Origin of the sequence: Nocardia miyunensis NBRC 108239, from assembly GCF_001613065.1 — a bacterium.
GTDB classification, from domain to species: domain Bacteria; phylum Actinomycetota; class Actinomycetes; order Mycobacteriales; family Mycobacteriaceae; genus Nocardia; species Nocardia miyunensis.
In genome coordinates this window covers 144,846-165,208 of the sequence record NZ_BDBQ01000037.1, presented here as the reverse complement: position 1 = coordinate 165,208, position 20,363 = coordinate 144,846, and the positions used below count along the sequence as shown (strand labels likewise).

The 20,363-nt window shown below is 70.5% G+C and carries 16 protein-coding genes; 9 read left to right on the top strand and 7 right to left on the bottom strand.

Annotation, left to right across the window (positions count from 1 at the left end; genetic code table 11):
• Positions 1-4 precede the first annotated feature (4 nt).
• Positions 5-271, bottom strand: a complete 267-nt coding sequence (locus NM2_RS16100) for a DUF5703 family protein (RefSeq protein WP_067669305.1) — start codon at positions 269-271, stop codon at positions 5-7.
• Positions 271-1,296, bottom strand: coding sequence for a hypothetical protein (locus NM2_RS16095; RefSeq protein WP_067669303.1), 1,026 nt, complete (start codon positions 1,294-1,296; stop codon positions 271-273). Before NM2_RS16095 ends, NM2_RS16100 begins: the two co-directional genes overlap by 1 nt.
• Positions 1,297-1,564: 268 nt before the next feature.
• Here NM2_RS16095 and NM2_RS16090 point away from each other — a divergent pair, with 268 nt between their 5' ends.
• From NM2_RS16090 to NM2_RS16080, 3 genes are all read left to right on the top strand, one after another.
• The gene (locus tag NM2_RS16090) at positions 1,565-1,930 is read left to right on the top strand and encodes a hypothetical protein (RefSeq protein WP_067669301.1); all 366 of its coding nucleotides are present in this window, start codon (positions 1,565-1,567) and stop codon (positions 1,928-1,930) included.
• Positions 1,931-2,175: 245 nt separating this feature from the next.
• Positions 2,176-2,718, top strand: coding sequence for a WKL family lipoprotein (locus NM2_RS16085; protein WP_067669397.1), 543 nt, complete (start codon positions 2,176-2,178; stop codon positions 2,716-2,718).
• 40 nt (positions 2,719-2,758) lie between these two features.
• Positions 2,759-4,927: an MMPL family transporter gene (locus tag NM2_RS16080; protein ID WP_245718057.1), complete on the top strand. Its 2,169-nt coding sequence runs from the start codon at positions 2,759-2,761 to the stop codon at positions 4,925-4,927.
• An 18-nt stretch (positions 4,928-4,945) separates the two neighbouring features.
• Here the strand turns inward: NM2_RS16080 and NM2_RS16075 are convergent, their stop codons facing one another.
• The 4 genes from NM2_RS16075 to NM2_RS16060 form a co-directional block, all read right to left on the bottom strand.
• The gene (locus NM2_RS16075; RefSeq protein WP_084531050.1) at positions 4,946-5,782 is read right to left on the bottom strand and encodes a heme ABC transporter ATP-binding protein; all 837 of its coding nucleotides are present in this window, start codon (positions 5,780-5,782) and stop codon (positions 4,946-4,948) included.
• Between the two features lie 73 nt (positions 5,783-5,855).
• A complete protein-coding gene (locus NM2_RS16070; RefSeq protein WP_084531061.1) occupies positions 5,856-6,947 on the bottom strand; it encodes a FecCD family ABC transporter permease in 1,092 nt (363 codons plus the stop codon).
• 647 nt (positions 6,948-7,594) lie between these two features.
• Complete coding sequence (locus NM2_RS16065; protein WP_067669297.1) at positions 7,595-8,656, bottom strand: heme/hemin ABC transporter substrate-binding protein; 1,062 nt, start codon at positions 8,654-8,656, stop codon at positions 7,595-7,597.
• Positions 8,657-8,920: 264 nt separating this feature from the next.
• Positions 8,921-9,880: an aldo/keto reductase gene (locus NM2_RS16060; protein ID WP_067669391.1), complete on the bottom strand. Its 960-nt coding sequence runs from the start codon at positions 9,878-9,880 to the stop codon at positions 8,921-8,923.
• 291 nt (positions 9,881-10,171) lie between these two features.
• Here NM2_RS16060 and NM2_RS16055 point away from each other — a divergent pair, with 291 nt between their 5' ends.
• The 6 genes from NM2_RS16055 to NM2_RS16030 all read left to right on the top strand — a co-directional run bounded on the left by NM2_RS16055 (position 10,172) and on the right by NM2_RS16030 (position 17,877).
• Positions 10,172-10,945: a histidine phosphatase family protein gene (locus tag NM2_RS16055; RefSeq protein WP_067669295.1), complete on the top strand. Its 774-nt coding sequence runs from the start codon at positions 10,172-10,174 to the stop codon at positions 10,943-10,945.
• Between the two features lie 32 nt (positions 10,946-10,977).
• Positions 10,978-11,562: a DUF3090 domain-containing protein gene (locus NM2_RS16050; RefSeq protein WP_067669389.1), complete on the top strand. Its 585-nt coding sequence runs from the start codon at positions 10,978-10,980 to the stop codon at positions 11,560-11,562.
• Between the two features lie 3 nt (positions 11,563-11,565).
• Positions 11,566-12,405: an SCO1664 family protein gene (locus NM2_RS16045; RefSeq protein ID WP_067669293.1), complete on the top strand. Its 840-nt coding sequence runs from the start codon at positions 11,566-11,568 to the stop codon at positions 12,403-12,405.
• A gap of 158 nt (positions 12,406-12,563) precedes the next feature.
• Positions 12,564-13,802: a cysteine--1-D-myo-inosityl 2-amino-2-deoxy-alpha-D-glucopyranoside ligase gene (gene mshC, locus NM2_RS16040; protein ID WP_067669387.1), complete on the top strand. Its 1,239-nt coding sequence runs from the start codon at positions 12,564-12,566 to the stop codon at positions 13,800-13,802.
• 270 nt (positions 13,803-14,072) lie between these two features.
• Complete coding sequence (locus NM2_RS16035; protein ID WP_067669291.1) at positions 14,073-17,069, top strand: crotonase/enoyl-CoA hydratase family protein; 2,997 nt, start codon at positions 14,073-14,075, stop codon at positions 17,067-17,069.
• 55 nt (positions 17,070-17,124) lie between these two features.
• Positions 17,125-17,877 (top strand): class I SAM-dependent methyltransferase, encoded by a 753-nt coding sequence (locus NM2_RS16030; protein WP_067669289.1) that lies wholly within the window; start codon positions 17,125-17,127, stop codon positions 17,875-17,877.
• Positions 17,878-18,223: 346 nt separating this feature from the next.
• Here the strand turns inward: NM2_RS16030 and NM2_RS16025 are convergent, their stop codons facing one another.
• Positions 18,224-20,215, bottom strand: coding sequence for an APC family permease (locus NM2_RS16025; RefSeq protein ID WP_439956875.1), 1,992 nt, complete (start codon positions 20,213-20,215; stop codon positions 18,224-18,226).
• Positions 20,216-20,363: the final 148 nt, after the last annotated feature.

Below are 20,363 nucleotides of genomic sequence, written 5' to 3'. Positions count from 1 at the left end.
CGGCTCACATCCCCGGTTCCGGCACCGGGAGGGAGGTCTTGCGCCGCCGCAGCAGCACGCGGCGGCTGCCGTCGGTGTAGGCGCGGACCCGCGAGAGTTCCCAGCCGCCGTATTCGGCCTGGATGGACAGCCTGATCGATGCGGTCACCCGATTGATCTCCGGGGGTAATCGCAGCGGTATGTATTCCCATTCCCCGTCGTCGCTGATCTCCTCCCAGCTCGCCGGGATCGACCGCCTGCCGGGTGAACGGTGCGCAGAGGCCCGAGCCATCACTGCCCTCTCTTCCTCTCGTCCGCGCCGATCCGCTGCAGACCGTCGCCGGTCGCGGACCCCACGAACAGGTCGCCGGTACGGGAATCGACCGTCACCGAGTTCGGCTGGCGCACCGTCGGGTAGCGACCCACTTCCACCGGTATACCCGTCGACAGGTCGAACCCGGCGATCTGATTGCTGGCGGTGAGGGTGACCCACACGGTCTCGGACCGCTGATCATAGGCCAGCGCGTAGGGCGCCGAGCCCAGCGGGAACATCTGCCGCATCACCAGCGGATCGGCGGTGTACACCAGCAGCGCCCCGCCGGCGGTGTCGGTGAGGAGCATTCGCCCGAAATGGTCGGTGATGACGTTGGTCGCGCCCTGCCCGGCGCGCAGGGCCAGTCCCGGGCGGGCGCGGGCGAAGTCGATCTGGGTCAGGGTGGTCTGGGCGCGGTCGAGCACCGCGACCGCGTCGCCGGGCGCGGCGATCTCGTCACCGCCGCCCATCCGGGAGATCGTGTGCACCACATGTCCGTCCGCGGCCACGATGAGCACCCGGCCATCGGCCAGGGCCGCGGCCTCGGTGCCGTCGGGGCGCTGGGCGACCGAGCGGACCTGCCCGTCCACGCCGGTGGCGTGCGTGGTGGCCGCGGCCACGTCGATGTGCAGGATCTGGCTTCCGGCCGCGGCCAGGACCTGACCGGCCGGTCCGGGCGCCAGCGCGTTCGTGCGGGCGGGCAGGGTGAGGGTGCGTTCGGGGGCACCACCGGTGGGGTCCTGGATGCGCACGGTGACACCATCGCCGTCCAGCAGCACGAGGCGTCCGGTGGCGGGTTCGGCGAGCAGTGCCGCGATCGGCCCGGACGGGCTGACCGTGCCCGCGGGGGCGGTGTGCTGGGCCGGGGCGAGCGCGGCGCTGGCGGGTGCGGCCGCGGGTGTGGTGTCGCTGGCATGTTTGGCGCAACCACTCAGCAGACCCGCCGCGGCGACCGCTGCCAGCGCCGCCGCGCCCACCGATCGGCTCACACCGTGAGCGCGCATACTCCGAACTCCTTCTCACCTGCCACCGGTGCGATATCCGGCACCGCCACGGGACCGTACGCGGTGACCCGATGGTCGCCGCGGATGTCCCGTCCCGCTCATGCGAGCTTTCTTATCTGACCATGATCGCGGACCGGACCGGCTCGCCGGGGTGGTTCCGGGCCGGTGGGCGCGTCGCGGACCCGCCCGGGAACGCACGGCGGCGCGAGTTCCCCGGTGCCCGGCGTTACGGTTGATCAGGCGCATACGGCCCGATCAGGAGATTCGGTTGAGCACAGAACCAGCGTACGGTTTTTCCGTCGAGGACATCACCGTCGGCGCGTTCGCGCACGGGTTCGGCACCACCGAGGACGGGCATTCGTTCGCGTTCCGCACGGTGCGCGGCACGCTGCGGCTCGAGATCTACCGCACCGGCGCGCACGCGCAGGTCCCGGGCCCGGAGGATGTGATCGCCGTCGCGCGGACCCGGGTCACCGATATCGACCTGGACGACGAACGCAGCGTCATCGCGCTGGTGCACGATCTGATCCCCGCCGCCGCGCCGGTGCTCCCCGACGGCCCGGGCGCCCGCCGCGAGCCCACCACGGTGCGCGCGCTGCTGCTGCGCCTGAGCGCGGTCATCGACAGCATGTGATCGCCTGGGCCCCAACACATCCCGTTTCACCCGGCCGCGGTGGCGCAAGTCGCCCAGGGAGGTGTGCGCACCCGCTCGGGGCCGGGAACACGCCGGACCGCCCGGGGGTCTGCGCGCGGGACGGTTCCCCTACCTTGGTGTGGACCAGAGCCCAGCCGCATCGAGCCGCAGGCGATGGCAAATCCGCATGACGGACTGGTGGGACAGTGAGAAGTACGATTAACTTCGAGGCCGTGAGGATGGCGATGGCAGTGCGAGGAACGGCCCGGTGCGTACGGATCGGCGGTGTGCTGGCCGCACTGGCCGTGCTGAGCGCGGCATGCAGCAACGATCCGGACGAGGCGTCGGTGGCCGCGGCCAGATCCTCGGCGTACGCCGCGCTGAGCGCCTCCTCGCAGGCCGCGGCCGCCAGTTCCGCCTCGCAGCCGCCGATCCCGACCGCCGCCCAGCTGGACACCCAGCTCAAACGCGCCCTGGATCCCGCACTGCCGGACAGTGATCGCACGAACCTGATCCAGGACGGCGAGGCGTTCGCCACGGCCATCCCCGACATGTACAAGGCGCTGCACGAACATCCCCGCGCGGTGTACGGGGTGGTGGATCCGGTGTTCGACAACCACGACGGCACGCTGACCGCGACCCTGCGCCTGGACAAGGACGGGACCGGGGAGAACGTGCGCACCACCGTCATGCACTTCATCGATGTCGACGGCACCTGGAAGATCTCGCGCACCGACCTGTGCGGCATCCTGCGCTCGGCGGACTACCAGACCCCGGCCTGCGGCTGATCCGGGACCGGGCGGAACGGGAAAACGATTGAACCGCACAGTGACCCGACAGACCGGCACCGAACCACCGCACACCGGACCGGGCCGGGTGCGGGAGCTGTCGCTGCGGTGGGGCCGGTTCGTGCACCGCCACCGCTGTCCGGTACTGGCGGTGTTCGTCCTGCTGGTCGCGGTGTCCGGGTTCTACGGGCGAGATCTGGGACCCCGCCTGACCCAGGGCGGCTGGTTCGACGACCACAGCGAATCGGTGGTCGCCTCGCAACTGGCCGATCAGACCTTCGGGCGCGACACCGACGCCGACGTGATCGTCCTGTACACCGCCCCGCCGGGGCACACCCTGGACGATCCGGCCGTGCACGAGGCGATCGCCAGCGCGCTGGCGAACCTGCACGCCCGGTATCCGGACCGGATCAAGAAGATCGACAGCTATTTCGACGGCCCGATGATGGGCCGGTTCGCCGACTCCGCCCGCACCCACGCCTTCGCCAGTATCGGGCTGCGCGGGCAGGACACCGAAACGGTGAACAACTATCTGGCCATCGAGGATCAACTCGGTGCGGGCGAGCCCGGCCGCGGACCCGGCGGCACGACGGTGCAACTGGCCGGGCTGCAACCGGTGGTCGAGGGCATCAATCTGGGGATGCAGCACGACATCCGCCGCGCGGAGCTGATCGCGCTGCCACTGGTGGCGATCCTGCTGTTCTTCGTGTTCGGCGGCGTCGTGGGCGCGCTGCTGCCGGTGCTGATCGGCGGGATGACGGTGCTGGGCACCCAGGGCATCATCCGGCTGCTGACCGGCGTGATCGATGTGAACGTGTTCGCCAGCGCCGTGGTGACCCTGGTGAGTCTGGGCCTGGCGATCGATTACGGGCTGTTCGCGGTGACCCGGTTCCGGGAGGAACTCGCCGCCGGGCGCACCGTGGAGGAGGCCACCGCCCGCACCGTGGCGACCGCGGGACGCACGGTGCTGTTCTCCGCGGCGATCATCGCGGTGAGCCTGGGCGCGTTGTTCATCTACCCGCATCAGGTGCTGCGCTCGGTGCCCTACGGCGGGATCAGCGCGGTGCTGCTGGCCGCGGTGCTGTCGGTGACCGCGCTTCCGGCGCTGCTGAGCATCATCGGCACACGGATCGACCTGTGGGGCTGGCATCGGCTGGCCAGTGTGCGCAACGCCGAACCGGTCGAGATCTCCCGGACGCTGCGCGATCAGCGCGGGCAGGGATTCTTCTCCGATCTGGCGTTGTTCGCGATGCGCCGTCCCGTGCGGGTGATCGTGCCGGTGGTGCTGGGACTGCTGGTGTTGCTGATCCCGTTCCGGGACATCGAATTCGGCGGATTGAGCGAACGGTATCTGGCCTCGGACAATCCGGCGCGGGTGGCGCAGCAGGACTTCGACCGGCTGTTCCCGGACTTCCGCACCCAGCCGCTCAAACTCGTCGTGGTCGGGGCGAATCCGCAGCAGCTCTCGGACATCCGGTTCCAGGCCAATTTCGCGCCCGGGCTGACCGGGCCGTTCGAGCCGTCCGCCCCGACCACCCACGGCATCAACGTGCTCTCGGCCGGACTGGTCGATCAGCAGCATCCCGACGCGGCGATCGACACCCTGCGCGCGATCCCGCAGCCACCCGGGGTGCGGGTGATGGTCGCGGGGGTTCCGGCGCTCGAGCGCGACAGTATCCGCGGCCTGATCGACGGACTGCCGCTGCTGGCGGCGATCCTGATCTGCGCGGCGATCGCGCTGATGTACGTGGCGTTCCGGTCGCTGGTCCTGGCGGTGAAGGCGGTGGTGATGAGCGCGCTGAGCCTGGGCGCGACACTGGGCGTGCTGACCTGGATCTTCGTCGAAGGGCACGGGGCGGGGTTGTTCGAGTTCACCCCGGGGCCGTTGATGTTCGCGGTGCTGGTGCTGATCGTGACGGTGCTGTTCGGGCTGTCCACCGACTACGAGGTGTTCCTGCAGTCCCGGATGACCGAGGCCCGCGCGGGCGGCGCGCCACCGCAGGAGGCGATCCGCTACGGCATCGCCCACACCGGCGGGGTGATCACCTCGGCGGCGGCGATCCTGATCGTGGTCACCGGCGCGTTCGGGTTCTCGGATCTGGTGCTGATGAAGTACATCGCGTACGGGATGATCGCCGCGCTGGTTCTGGACGCCACGGTGATCCGGCTGCTGCTGACCCCGGCGGTGCTGAAATTGGTGTGGCGCTGAGCTTTTCGCGCCCCCGTTTCAGCGCCGCAGCGGCAGCACCAGTTGCGCGCCGGTGACCGGATGGTCGATCACCTCCACCGGATGCTGGTAGACGCGGGTGAGCAGTTCGGTGGTCAGCACCTCCCGAGGCGGGCCGGCCGCGGCCAGGCGACCGTCCTGCAACACCGCGACGCTGTCGGCGTAGGCCGCCGCGATACCGAGATCGTGCAGCACCACCACGACCGCGGCCCCCGCGGCGGCGCGCTGACGGGCCAGGTGCAGCACCGCCTCCTGATGTCCCAGATCCAGTGCGGCGGTGGGTTCGTCGAGCAGCAGCGTGGTGGTGCGCTGGGCCAGCACGCGCGCGAGAGCCACCCGCGCGCGTTCACCACCGGACAGCGCCGGGAACGGGCGTTCGGCCAGATGCGTGACATCGGTGGCGGCCATGGCCGCATCGACCGCGGTCAGATCCTGGCTCTGGCGCGGGGTACGCGCCCACGGGGCCCGGCCCATGGTGACGACCTCGCGGGCGGTGAACGGGAATCCGACGTTGTGCGTCTGCGGCAGCACCGCGCGGCGGCGCGCCATGTCCACCACGGCCCAGTGCGCCAGCTCGCGGCCGTCGAGTTCGACTGTGCCGGTGGCGAGTTCGAGTTCCCCGGCCAGGGCCGCCAGCAGCGTGGACTTGCCCGCGCCGTTCGGCCCGACCAGCGCCAGGATCCGCCCGGCCACCACCTCGAGACCCACACGATCCAGCACTCGCCGTCCGCCGCGATCCACGCTCACCTCCCGGGCACACACTGTCACCGTGCCCGGCGGCGGATCCTCCGGGATTCCGTGGGATCGCGCCAGAACCCGGGTGAGCGCGCGTGACATCCCGCTCATCGGCACTCCTTCCACACACCGGATCCCACCGGCTCGGGCCCCGGACGGCACGGCAGCGCGCGGCTCATGCCCAGCCTCCCGAGCGGGCGCGGGTGCGGCGCAGCAGCCAGAAGAAGAACGGGCCACCGACCAGGGAGGTGAGCATGCCCAACGGCAGGTCCGCGTTGGTGACCAGATCGCGCGCGCCGATATCGGCGGCCAACAGCACCACCGCGCCCAGGATCGCCGAGAGCGGGATCAGCACCCGATGCGCCGGGCCCACCAGCATGCGCACCACGTGCGGCACGATCAGCCCGACGAACAGGATGATGCCGGTGAACGCCACCCCCGCGGTCGCCAGCACGGCCACCACCAGAACCACGTTGCGCCGCAACCGTTCCACGTCCACGCCCAGATGCCGCGCGGCGGCCTCCCCGAGCGCGAGCAGATCCAGTCGCGGCGCCATGAGTATCGCGGCCAGCACGCCGACGGCGGTAAGCGGCGCCACCACCGCCACCGACTGCCAGGTCGCGCCGTTGAGGCTGCCCAGCTGCCAGAACACGATCTGATCGCGCGCCGCGTTGGAGGCGGTGAACAGCAGGAACGACATCAACCCACCGGCGAACGCGTTGACCGCCACACCGGTCAGCACCAACGTCACCGTCTCGGTGCGTCCCCCCGAACGCGAGAGCAGATACACCAGCAGCGTCGTGCCCAGCCCGGCCACGAACGCCCCCGCGGCCACCGACCACGCCGCGGCGAACGCGCCCCCGACCACGATCACCACACCGGCCCCGACCGCCGCCCCCGCCGACACCCCGATCACGCCCGGCTCGGCCAGCGGATTGGCGAACACCCCCTGCAACAACGCACCCGCTGTCGCCAGCGCGGCCCCGACCAGCAACGCCAGCACCACCCGCGGGAAACGCACCTGCAGCAACGTCACCTGCCCGGCCGGATGATGCGGCAACGGCCCCCAATCCAGCCCGATCTCGTGGAACACCGTCCCGGCGACTTCCAGCGGCGTCGTGGGCACCTGCCCGATCGCCGCGGACACCAACGCCAACCCCACCAGCAACGCGACCGACACCACGAATGCGATCGTCACCCGCGAGCGCCGCCCTCGCCGAGCTCCAGGACCGCTACCGCCCGTGTGGGTTGGTTCGGCAGCGGCCACGACGTTTTCCCGCGGCTGCCGCGCTACGACGTGCGATGCCGCCGCATCAGTCGAGTCGAGCGCCACCGATTCCGCTGCGGCCGTATCGTTTTCCCCGGTCGCCTGTTGCTGTGCGGCCGATCCTGTTGCGGCTGTATTGATCTCGTCCGCATTCTGCTGTGATGCCCGACCGCCAGCGTGTGATGTACTCGTCTCGGCATCGGTTACCGCCGACCTCGCGGCGGAGGCACTATCGCCGGACGTGCGCCGCGGTGCGGTGTCGGCGCCGGTCGAATCGGGAGCGTCGGCGGGCGGTTCGGGTTCCTGGCCGTCCGAATCGTGTTGTGCGTGAACGTCGTTGCGTGGCGATGCAACCGGGGTAGCCGTGGCGCTGCCCGCCGCGTGCGAGCGCGTCGGCGTGTCGGCGGTCGGTGTGGATTCGCCTGCACCCGAGGGTGCGGCGCTGTCGAGCATAGTGGATTGCGTGACCTGCGCGTGCCCACGAGCCGGATGCGGATCCGGTGTGGCCGTGGGCGATTCGTCACCAGTGGGGATTCGATGCGCCGGCTGCATGTCCGCATCGGCTGCGGCCGCGGGGCGGTCGGCCGCCGCGGGGGTGTCGCGATCACAGGGCCGGGTCGGCGGAACGTCCTGGGGGGTGAGGTCGCTCATGCCGGGTGGGTGCCGTACAGGGCGTGGGACAGGGCCGCGAGGATGCGGCCGGTGTTGGGGCCGAAGCTGAGCAGGACCGAGTCGGCCATATCGATGACGCGCTTGTTCTTCCCGGCGTTGGTCTGTGCCACGCCGGGGATCTTGGCCAGCCCGTCCACGCCGCCGATCGACTGCAATCCGTCCGACATGACCAGGAACACGTCGGGATTCGCGCTGATCATCGACTCGCTGGTGATCGGGGTGAACGGCTCGGTGATCCCGGCGGCCTGCCCGGCGTCGGTGCCGCCCAGGGCGGTGATCAGCGCGTGGGAGCCGAATTTCGGTCCGGCCATCATGGTGATGGCGGTACTGCGCAGGTACAGGAACGCGATCTTGGGCGCCGGATTCTGTTTCGGCACAGCGGCGGTCGCGGCGTCGATCTCGTGCTGGGTGCGCTGGGCCAGGGCGGTACCGGCCCGCGGCACGCCCAACGCGGCGGCGACGGCCTGGATCTGCGGGCCCACCCCGGCCAGGGTGCGCTCGGGATCGAAGTAGACCACGGTGATGCCGAGCGCTTTGAGCTGATCGCGCAGGGTGGGCGTGGCACTGACGGTGTCGGTGAGGAACACCGTGGGACGTTGCGCGGCAACGGCCTCGATGTTGATGCTGCCGCTGCCGCCCGCGACGCTGGGCACGTCCTTGGCCGCCGGGAACGCCGCGGCGGTGGAGCGGCCGACCAGGTTCGCGCCCAGCCCCAGGGCCCACACGGTCTGGGCCAGGGTGCCGTACTGGTCGACCGCGACGATGCGGCTGGCGTCGGTGACGGTCACCGAGGACCCGTCGAACGAGTGCACGGTCACCGGCAGCGCCGGATGCGGCGCGGGACCGATCGGCACCGGATTGGTGTCGGTGAGCGTCGCGGTGGCCGGACCGTGCTGGGTCGCGCTGCCGGTCCCGCCGGAGGGCCCGCACGCACCGAGGACCGCGACCATCGCGACGGTGAACACGGCCGGCGCGATGCGGCGCACCGGCCGCGCGGATGCGGTGCGGGACGATCGGACCCGGGCGAGGCAGCTCATGAAGGCAAGCCTAAGTGGTGTCCCCGCGCACCGGACATCGACCCGGCCGGTCATCCCGCGCGGCAGACCGCATCGGGCCGGAATCGTTGCGCGAGCCGGGTTGGCAGCTCGCGGTTCAGGAACGAGGCACGCTCGTTGCGGCCCGGATCCCGCGACTGCCGGCGCCGGATGCGGTGTCCAGGGCGCGGATCGGCGACCGGCCACGGGACCACCGCTTCGGAACCGCGAGCGGATCGCGGGCCGGAACCGGCTCGGCTGGACCGGTCAGATACTGCTGACGTCGTCCAGGGCCGCGGCGATCGCGCGCGGCAACTCCAGGGTCTCCGCGGCCAGCACACCGGTGAGCTGGCCCATATCGCGTGCCCCCACGATCAGCGAGGCCACCGCGGGCCGGTCGCGCACCCAGGCCAGCGCCACGGCCAGCGGGGAGGTGCCCAGGCCGTCCGCGGCGGTGATCAGCGCGTCCACCACCCGGTCGGCGTGCTCGTCGATGCGGTCGCGGATCTGCGCGCCACCGGCCTCGTCCGCCCCGCGCGAATCGGCGGGCACCCCGTCCCGGTATTTGCCGGTCAGGATGCCCCAGGCCAGCGGCGTGGTCGCGATGAGCCCGAGTCCGTGATGCTGCGCGGCGGGCACGATGTCGTGTTCGATCCCGCGCGCGAGCAGCGAGTACGGGGTCTGCGCGACGGTGATCGGCGCGGTGCACGCCATGGTGGCCAGCTGCCAGGCGTCCAGTCCGCGCACCCCGCCGTAGCGGACCTTGCCCGAGCGCACCGCGTCCTGCACGGTGGCGGTGATCTCGTCCAGCGGGGTGTGCGGATCCCAGGCCGCCACACTCCAGATGTCGAGGTGGTCGGTGTCCAGCGCGGTCAGGGTCTGATCGAGCTGGCGCAGCAGGGTGCGCCGCGAGGCGTCCACCCGCCAGCGAGGCTCCGCGGCCGGTGCCCCGTCCGGATCGGTGACCGGCACCGGGGTGATCCCGGCGCATCCGCTGATCACCAGATCGTGCCGCGGCACCAGTTCGCCGATCAGCTCGCCCAGGATGCGTTGCGCGGCACCGCCCCCGTAGGCGGGTGAGGTGTCCAGCAGCGTGCCACCGGCCTCGACGAACGCCACCAGTTGTACCGCCGCGTCGTCCGGGTCGGTCTCCCTGCCCCAGGTGTGGGTGGCCAGGCCGATTCGGGAGACCCGCAGGCCACTGCGCCCGACCGCCCGCTGTTCCATCACCGTGCGCATACTTCCGTCACATCCAAGAGCCTAGGGCCACAACCCGTTCGGATGCGGCTAAGGCACGGCGAACCGCCGGAGCCTCCGGTCGGGTGTGCGTCGCGGTCGCGCACCCGCACCCGAATTCCGGGAACGGGTGCGCGCCGCGCATCGGCGCGTGCTCCAGCACACCGCCCGAGCAGCGAAATCGTCTTCGCCGGAACCGGATTCGCCGTGAGCGTAATCGGGATCGGGTGCGTGTGCCGCTCGTCGCGTGGCCGGAACGGTGCGATCGCCTAGGCTGGGGGCATGACGGTGATCCTGCTCCGGCACGGGGTGTCGACCTCGAACACGGCCCACACGCTGTCCGGGCGCACCCCCGGAGTGGAACTCACCGAACGCGGCCGCGAACAGGCCCGCGCGTTGGCGGAACGCTTGGCCCCCTTGCCGATCGAGCACATCGTGGTCTCCCCGCTGCTGCGCTGCGCGCGCACCGTGGCCCCGCTGGCGGAAAAGCTGGCCCTGGACCCGGTGACCGAGGAACGCCTCGTGGAGGTCGACTACGGCGACTGGACCGGGCGCAAACTGTCCGAACTGGTGAAGGAACCGCTGTGGTCGGTGGTGCAGCGGCACGCCTCGGGCGCGGTGTTCCCCGGCGGGGAGGGCCTGGCCGATGTGCAGTACCGGGCGGTGGCCGCGATCCGGGAACACGATCGGCGCTTCGCCGAGCAGCACGACCGCGATGCGCTGTGGGTGGCGTGCACACACGGCGATGTGATCAAATCGGTGCTCGCCGACGCCTTGGGCATCCATCTGGACGGATTCCAGCGCCTGATGGTGGAACCGGCCTCGATCAGTGTCGTGCGGTACACCCCGGCAGGCCCGTCGGTGTGGCGCAGCAACGACACCGGCACCGACCTGTCGGCGCTGGCGACCACTCCCGAGCAGCGCTCGCGCGAGCCGGCCGGTCCGGTTCCGGGCGGCGAGGTCGGCCCCGCCCCGGCCGAGGGCGGCGGTCCTGCGGCGGGCGGGCGAACCCCGGATGCGGATAATGAGAATGCGCAACGCCCCGACTCTTTGTAGTAAGTAGTGCAGTGTGGTTTCAGGAGGTGCAGATGAGCCGAGCAATCCACGTGTTTCGCACCCCCGATCGTTTCGTCGCCGGGACGGTCGGTGAACCAGGCGATCGCTCCTTCTATCTGCAGGCCGTTCAGGAACCGCGGGTGGTCAGCGTGCTGTTGGAGAAGCAGCAGGTCAAGGTGCTAGCCGATCGGATGGGTCTACTGCTGGACGAGGTGGCGCGCCGGTTCGGCGCGAGTGTGCCGCCCCAAGCGGACGATGTGAACGACACCGGGCCGTTGCAGACCCCGATCGACGCGGAGTTCCGCGTCGGCACCATGGGTCTGGGCTGGGACGCGGACGCCAACGCGGTGGTGGTGGAGTTGCTGGCGATCACCGAGACCGAGGTGGACGAGTCGGTGGTGCTGGACGACACCGAGGAGGGCCCCGACGCGGTGCGGGTGTTCCTGACTCCGTCGCAGGCGCGGGAGTTCGCGCTGCGGTCCGCGCGGGTGATAGCGGCCGGGCGGCCGCCGTGCCCGCTGTGCGGGGAACCGCTGTCGACGAAGGGGCATATGTGTGTGCGCACCAACGGCTACAAGCGCGGCGGGATCTTCGGTGCGGCCGACCTCGAGGACTGACCGGTGAGCGAGGCGACCACAGGGCGCGGGTGCGACCCGTTCTACGCCGGTGACCTGGCGGTGATCGGGCGGGTCAGCACGGCCAGCAATCTGACGCTGGTGTGTGAGATCGGCCCCGATGGCACGGTCCGCGAATCGGCATCCGATGCGGGTGTGCGCGTGGTGTACAAACCGGTGCGCGGGGAACGCCCGCTGTGGGATTTCCCGGACGGCACCCTCGCGGGCCGCGAGGTCGCCTCCTATCTGGTGTCGCGGGCGCTGGGCTGGACGGTGATCCCGGAGACGATCCTGCGGGAAGGCCCGCTGGGGCCGGGCATGGTGCAGCGCTGGGTGGAATCGGTGGACAACCACACCGAACGCGGCGATCGCCTCGATCTGGTGGATCTGGTGCCCGCCGGTGCGGTGCCCGAGGGATTCCGGGAGGTGCTGCGCGCGGTCGACGGCGCGGGTGCCGAGGTGTCGCTGGTGCACGCGGACGATCCGCGCCTGCAACGCATGGCGGTGCTCGATGTGCTGCTGAACAATGCCGACCGCAAGGGCGGACACGCCCTCGAGGGCTTGGACGGCACGGTGTACGGGGTCGATCACGGCATCTGCCTGCACACCGAACCGAAGTTGCGCACGGTGCTGTGGGGGTGGGCCGGTGAGCCGGTCGAGCAGGAGCTGATCACCGACATCACCGCCTTCGTCGAGGCCCTGCCGGGCACGATCGGTGATTCGCTGGCCGAGCACATCACCGACGAGGAGATCGACGCACTGCTCACCCGGGGGCGGCGGCTGCGCGATGATCCGGTGATGCCGCTGCCGCGCACGTCGCGCCCGATTCCCTGGCCCGCGTTCTGAGCTCGCCGCGCCGGTTTTCGGTCCTGCGAGATTGCAATGGTTGCGGTTGCGCATCCGGTGCCCCGACGCAGGTGAGCACAGGTGCCCGCGAGTGCGCCACGGCACCGGTACGCGGGGGCGGCGGGCGCACGGGCCGCTGAAACCTTTACTCTCGAATGATGCAGTCCTGGTCCGATATCGCTGTCCCGACCGTCCCCGGATCCGGACCGCCGTTGCGGTTGTTCGACACCGCCGACGCGCAGGTGCGCCCGGTCACCCCCGGCCCCACCGCCACCATGTACGTGTGTGGCATCACTCCCTACGACGCGACCCATCTGGGGCACGCGGCCACCTACCTGACCTTCGATCTGGTCAACCGGGTGCTGCGCGACGGCGGGCACGAGGTGCACTACGTGCAGAACGTGACCGACGTGGACGATCCGCTGTTCGAACGCGCCGACCGCGACGGCGTGGACTGGCGTGAGCTGGGCAGCCGCGAGATCGCCCTGTTCCGTGAGGATATGACCGAGTTGCGGGTGCTGCCGCCGCGCGAGTACATCGGCGCCATCGAATCGGTCGGCGAGGTCGTGGAACTGGTGGACAAACTGCTGGCCTCGGGCGCGGCGTACGTGGTGCCGGACGCGCAGTACCCGGATGTGTACTTCCGCCACGACGCCACCGAACAGTTCGGGTACGAGTCCGGGTACGACCGCGCCACGATGGACCGGCTGTTCGCCGAGCGCGGCGGGGATCCCACCAGGCCCGGCAAGCACGACCCGATCGATGCGCTGCTGTGGCGTGCGGCACGCCCGGGCGAGCCGTCGTGGCCCTCGCCGTTCGGGGACGGCCGTCCGGGCTGGCACATCGAGTGCGCGGCAATCGCTTTGAACCGCATCGGCCCCGAGTTCGACATCCAGGGCGGGGGCAGCGATCTGATCTACCCGCATCACGAGTATTCCGCGGCGCACGCCGAGGCGCTGGTGGCCGGTCGCCGATTCGCCCGGCACTACGTGCACGCGGGCCTGATCGGCCTGGACGGGGAGAAGATGTCCAAATCGCGCGGGAATCTGGTGTTCGTGTCCCGGTTGCGCCGCACGGGCGTGGATCCCGCCGCGATCCGCCTCGGCCTGCTCGCCGGGCATTACCGGCAGGATCGCGAATGGTCCGATCCGGTTCTGGCACAGGCACTCTCGCGGCTGGACACCTGGAAGCGCGCGGCGGCCCTGGACTCGGGCCCCGACGCCACCGATACCGTCGCGCGGCTGCGCCAGCACCTGGCCGACGACCTGGACACCCCCAAAGCACTTGCCGCGGTGGACAACTGGGCCCGCGAAGCCCTCGAATACGGCGGCCCGGACACCACCGCGCCCGCCGCGATCGCCACCGCCGTGGACGCCCTGCTGGGCATCGGACTGTAACCACACCTCCCGCGCCGCCGGAGGTGTTCGGATCCATCGGAGCCGCGGTGAATTCGGCCCGTGCGTGCCGCGGCTGTCTCTCGGAACTCGGCGGCGCGTTGCGGGGCAGCGGACGAACGCGCGCATCGGCGCGGAACTCGGGCGGCTGGGCGTGGTCATCGGCTCCGGGGTCGGTACAGCCTTCCGATGCCCGAAGGTAGCCGGGGCGGGCGAGGGCGCGCATCGTCGCATAGTCTCGTACTCGCTCGAGGAGATAGGACGGTGTGAGCTGTGTCCGGTGTCGATCGAATCCGTTCGGTGCGTAAACAACTGCGCGCGGGCGGGGAATTTGCCGCGATGGTCCGCAAGAACCCGCGGATCGCCCGCGAACTGATCGCGGGCGTGGTGGCGAGCAGGAAGGCATCTGCTCCCGGACCGGCCCCGCAGACGCCGCCGACCCCCGCCTCCTCCTCGGCGGAGGAGCGGCGCGAACGGCTGGCACCGGCCGGATTGAGCGAATTCGCCAAGATCGCCCACGCCGACCAGCTCGTGGACGCCCCGGTGGAGACCGTCGCGGCGTATCTGCGTGATCTGAACCGGCTCGGCGACTGGTTCGTCCTGCACGGCGGCTGGCGCGGCGATCCGCCCGGCGCGGTCCGCGAGGGCGCGGAGTTCACCCAGCAGGCCCAGATCATGGGACTGCCGGTGGAGATCGCCTGGACGGTCGTCGCGGCCGGGGACCGCGGATTCGAACTGCGCGGCCAGGCCCCGCAGCAGGTGCGACTGGGCTACTGGATCACCGTCTCGGGCTCCGGCGAACAGACCGTCGTGGATTTCGACGCCGGGGTGGCCGGACCGCCCATCGACGGCCCGCTGGGCGGATCGGTGGCCCGCAGCCTGGGTGAGGCCATGCGCGAATCCCTCGACCGGCTGCCCGCCGCGATCGCCGCGGCCGGACCGGTGGATACGAAGACCGCGCGAAAGCCCGTGCTGCACACCGCATCCGGTATCGAACTAGATCCCTCGACCCCTGTGCTGGCCGGTGTGGGCCAGGTGGTGCAACGCACCCCCGACCAGCAGTACCGAGACCCGGCAACGCTCGCGGTGCAGGCACTGCGCCGCGCAGCACAGGACACCGGCACGGACGAGTCCCTGCTGCGCGCCGCCGACGCGGTCTACGCGGTGGCGTGCGCGTCCTGGCAGTACCGCGATCTGGGTGCGGTGGTCGCCGAACGGGTCGGCGCGGGCCCGGTGGACACCGTGCAGTCCAGCACCTTCGGCGGCGACGGCGGCCAACTGGTGCTCAACGAGGCCGCCGCCGCGATCGCGGCGGGGGAGTACGACATCGTGCTGGTCACCGGCACCGAGGCCGGCGCCACCCAGGCCGCGGCCCAGCGCGCCGGAATCGATCCGGGCTGGCCCGCCCAGACCGCCGCGACCACCCCGACCCGCACCGTCGGCATCGACAAACCCGCCAACAACGCCGCGGAGACCGCCGCCGGGCTCATCGCGCCGATCAACATGTACGCGCTGCTGGAATCGGCCAACCGCCATCGCCTCGGCCGCACCCCCGCCGAACACGCCGCGGCCATCGCCCGGCTGTGGTCCGGCTTCTCCACCATCGGCGCGGCCAACCAATACGCTTGGCAGCCACAGGAATTCACCGCCGAGCAGATCGCCACACCCACCGCGGACAACCGCATGATCTCCACCCCCTACACCAAACTCGAATGCGCCAACCTGCAGGTCGACATGGCCAGCGGCATCATCCTGACCAGCGCCGCGGCCGCGCACGACGCCGGAATCCCGCAGGACAAGTGGGTATTCCTGCACGCGGGCGCCTCGGGCCACGACGAATGGTTCACCAGCGAACGCGGCGAACTGGCCGCCTCCCCGGCCATCCGCACCCTCGGCGCGGCCGCACTCGCACACGCGGGAATCAACGCGGACGATCTCACCCACGTCGACCTGTACGCCTGCTTCCCGGTGGCGGTGCAGATCGCCGCGCGCGAGCTGGGCTTGGCACTCGAGGACCCGAAGCGCCCGCTGTCGGTGACCGGCGGGCTCACCTTCGGCGGCGGACCCGGCAACAACTACGGGGGCCACGCGGTCGCCTCCCTGGTCACCGCGCTGCGCGCGGACCCGCAGTCCTACGGGCTGTCCACCTCACTGGGCTGGTACGTCACCAAACACGCCCTGGGCGTCTACTCGGCCACCCCGCCGCGCACCCCCTACCGGCACCTGACCCCCGTCATCGACAACCCGCCCGCCCGCCCGGCCCGCAGCGAACACCAGGGCCCCGCGGTGATCGAGGCCTACACGGTCCCGTTCGGCCGCGACGGCGAACCCGAAGCCGCGATACTGAGCCTGCTGACCCCCGACGGCGCGCGAATCCTGCTGCGCAGCACACAATCCGACCTGATCAGCGACCTGGTCGACGACGATCTGCTCGGCCTGCCGGTGACCGTCTCGGACGGGCAGATCACCGTGCAAACCCGCGAACGCACCGAACTGCCCCCGCCGCCACCGCCGCCGGTGCTGGTCGAACGCAGCGGCCCGGTCACCATCATCACCCTCAACCGCCCGCAGGTGCGCAACGCGGTGAACCTGGCCACCGCGCTGGGTATCGAACGCGCCCTGGACGCCTTCGAGGCCGACCCCACCGCACAGGTCGCCATCATCACCGGCGCGGGCGGATACTTCAGCGCCGGAATGGATCTCAAGGCCGCTGCCACCGGCGAGGTACCGATCACCGAGGGGCGCGGCCCGCTGGGCATCACCGCCGAACCACCGACCAAACCGCTCATCGCCGCCGTGGAGGGCCCCGCCCTGGCCGGTGGCTGCGAACTGGCACTGGCCGCGGATCTGGTTGTCGCCGCACAGGATTCGACGTTCGGCATCCCGGAGGTCAAACGCGGCCTGGTCGCGGTCGGCGGCGGCGTGCTGCGCCTGGCCCAGCGGATCCCCCGCGCGATAGCGATGGAACTCGCGCTGACCGGCGACCCGATCACCGCCACCCGCGCTGCGGAACTGGGCCTGGTCAACGAACTCGCCGAACCCGGCCACGCCCTGGACGCGGCCCTGGCACTGGCCGAGCGCATCGCGGTGAACGCCCCGCTGAGCATCCAGGCCAGCAAACGCATCATCGACGAATCCGCCGACTGGCCCACCGACGAGGCGTTCACCCGGCAGGGCGAACTCGCCGCACCCGCACTGTCCTCCCAGGACGCCGCCGAGGGCGTGCTGGCCTTCGCGCAGAAACGCCCCCCGGTCTGGCAGGGGCGCTGAACGCGCCCACCGCACACGCAGGAACCGCACAGCAACGCCCGCTAGCGTGGGGCCCATGACGGCACAGCGTGAACGGGCGACCTCCTTCGGCTCGATCGCCCAGGACTACGACCGGATGCGGCCCGGCCCGCCCGAACAGGCCCTGGACTGGCTGATCCCGCCCGATTGCACGACCGCACTGGATCTGGCCGCCGGGACGGGCCTGTTCACCCGGGCGCTGGCCGCCCGCGTGCCCGACGTTGTCGCGGTCGAACCCGACGAGCGCATGCGCACGGTCCTGGCGCGACGCTCACCCCAGGTGCGGGTGCTGGACGGGCGCGCCGAGGCGATCCCGCTGCCGGACGCGAGCGTGGACGCGGTGTTCGTCTCCGCTGCCTGGCACTGGTTCGACCACCCGGTCGCGGTGCCGGAGATCGCCCGGGTGCTGCGCGAGGGCGGACGCCTGGGTGTGTTGCGCACCAACCGCGACCGCACCGTGGACTGGGTCTTCGAACTCGAGCGCGGCCGCGCCGGACAACCCCAGCCCAGCCAGGAGCACCTGGCCGGCCGATTCCGGTTCGCCCTACCCGAGCACAGCCCGTTCGGGCCGGTGGAGACCACCTCGTTCGCCTTCACCCGCACGATGACCCACGACGAGATCGTCGACTGGCTGAGCACCTACAGCCAGTTCATCATCGCGGACGCCGAAGAGAAACACGCCCGCCTGACCCGCGTGCGCGAACTGCTCGAGATCCAGGCCGCGGGCGCACCCACCCTGGAGGTTCCGCTGACTTCCCAATGTTGGCGCACCGACCGCCTGCCCCGCTGAGCGACCCAGGCCGGCGTATCGCATTCGGCCTTGCCGCAACAGGTTCGGCTGTTCGTCGCGCATCCAGCTGCAACCGGCGACCCGCCCGGCCCAGCGCCTCTCGCGCGAGAGCCGGGCGCTGGGTCCGCGAACGCCCTTGCGCCACTCGGCCCCGGCTCGGCGGTCGCACCCGGCCACTGCGGGTCTCGCCCCGGCTGCCCCGGAAATCATTGCGGGGCAATGGATTCACCCTCGGTCATCCTGCCCGGTCGATAGTCTTCCCCTGGAATTACTGCGGCGCAACCGATCCGCCGCAGCGCCGACAGGGGAGTGATGCCGGGGTGCGCCGGCGACCGCCCAGCAGAGCTCAGCTGTCCACGTGCACGTGGGGACGCTGATGCGGATCGGGCACCGCGCGACGCAGAATCTCCCGGGTCACCGGCGCGACCTCACCCTCGCCGACGAACAGGAACTTCAACAGGTTCGTGATCGGATTGCCCTCGGTCCATTCGAAATACACGTGCGGGTTCAGCCCCGTGCGGTCACGGATGGCCAGCAGGATCGCCGCGATCGAGTTCGGGATCGCCGCGGCCTCGACCGACAGAATCTTGTAGCAGTCCAACTCCATCGCCCGCACATGCAGATCGGTGGAGAACTCCGAGGCATCGCGCACGATCACCTCGAGGAACAGGATCGGCGCGTGCGCGGGAATGTGGCTCTCGAGCCGCTGGTCGGCCTCCTTCTGCCGATACTCGCCCGGCTCACGATCCTCCACACCCTCGAGATCATGGGTGACGATACGGATCGTGCCGCTCGAGGCGATCTTGTCGATCAGCCATGCGGCCTTGTCGTCGAAATCGACCTCGATCGCCCGCAACTCGAACGCGCGCCGGGCCCGGGAGACGAACGACACCACGATGATCGCCAGAATGAACAGCGAAGCCAGCTGCACACCCTCGGGCTTCTCGAAGATGTTCAGAATCGTGGTGTACACGAACACCGCCGAGACGATCCCGAACCCGATCATCTTGCCGACCTCGCGTTTACGCGCCGCCGAGAGCGTCACCGCCACGGCCGCCGAGGTGATCAGCACCAGCACACCGGTGGCGTACGCACCGCCTTGGGCATCCACGTCGGCATCGAAGTACCAGGTGATCCCGAACGCGATCACCGCGAACACCAGCACCAGCGGCCGCGTGGTACGCGCCCACTCCGGCGCCATACCGTACCGGGGCAGATACCGCGGCACCAGATTCAGCAGACCCGCCATCGCCGAGGCGCCCGCGAACCACAGGATCGCGATGGTGGACACGTCGTAGACGGTGCCGAACACATCCCCCAGATAGTGATGCGCCAGATAGGCCAGCGCGCGACCATTCGCCGAACCGCCGCTCTGGAACTCCTTCTCCGGAATCAACACCACGGTGATGAAACTGGTGACGATCAGGAACCCACTCATGATCAACGCGGCGGTGGTGAGCAGTTTGCGCGCACCGGCGATACGCGCCTGCGGATCGCCTTCCGGCTCACCGGGATCGCCCTGAATTTGCGGCATCACCGCGACACCGGTCTCGAAACCGGACAGGCCCAGCGCCAGCTTCGGGAACACCAGCAGCGACACACCCACCATCGCGAAGACGCTGCCATGCTGGGCGGTCAGCGCGTGCGTCCAATCCACCACCAGCCCCGAGGCGGTGAACACATGCCACAGCCCGACCACCGCCACGACAACGTTCAACGCCAGATACACCCCGACCAGCGCGACCGCGATACCGATCGCCTCGGCGAACCCCTTGAGGAAGATCGCCGCCAGCAACGCCAGCAACGCCAGCGTGATCAGCATCGCGTGCCCGGCGAGCCAGTGCGGGACCAGCGGATTCTCCACGATGTGCGCGGCGCCGTCGGCCGCGGACAGGGTCATCGTGATGACGAAGTCGGTGGCCGCGAACCCCAGCAGCACCAGAATGAACAGCTTGCCGGTCCAGCGCGGCAGCACATCGGTGAACATCGCCAGCGACCCGCCACCGTGCGGACTCTCCCGCGCCACCCGCCGATACACCGGCAGCGCGCCCAGCAACGTCAGCGCCACCAGCACCAGCGTGGCCATGGGAGACAGCACGCCCGCGGCGACCGCGGCGATACCCGGTTGATAGCCGAGCGTGGAGAAGTAGTCCACGCCGGTCAGGCACATCACCTTCCACCACGACCGCTGATGGGCCTCCTCGGCTTGCTTGACCATCGGCCCGGGATGCCGCGAATACCGATCCTCGTCCGCCCCCTCCAGCAACCAGGTCCTGAATCCGGATCGCGGCCGTTCCTCGGTCGTGGTCACGTAGTCGTCCCCCTCGGGAGCGTCCATCCGGAGGACCCGGAAAACTGGGCATCGTCGGGGTCAATCTACGCGGGGCCGCACGGCGTGTCGTTACGGGTCGTCGAGGTGTCCGTCACCCGATGACCTCCGCGCGCGGGTGATCGGGCACGTTGTCCGTCAGCGACCGTTCCTAGCC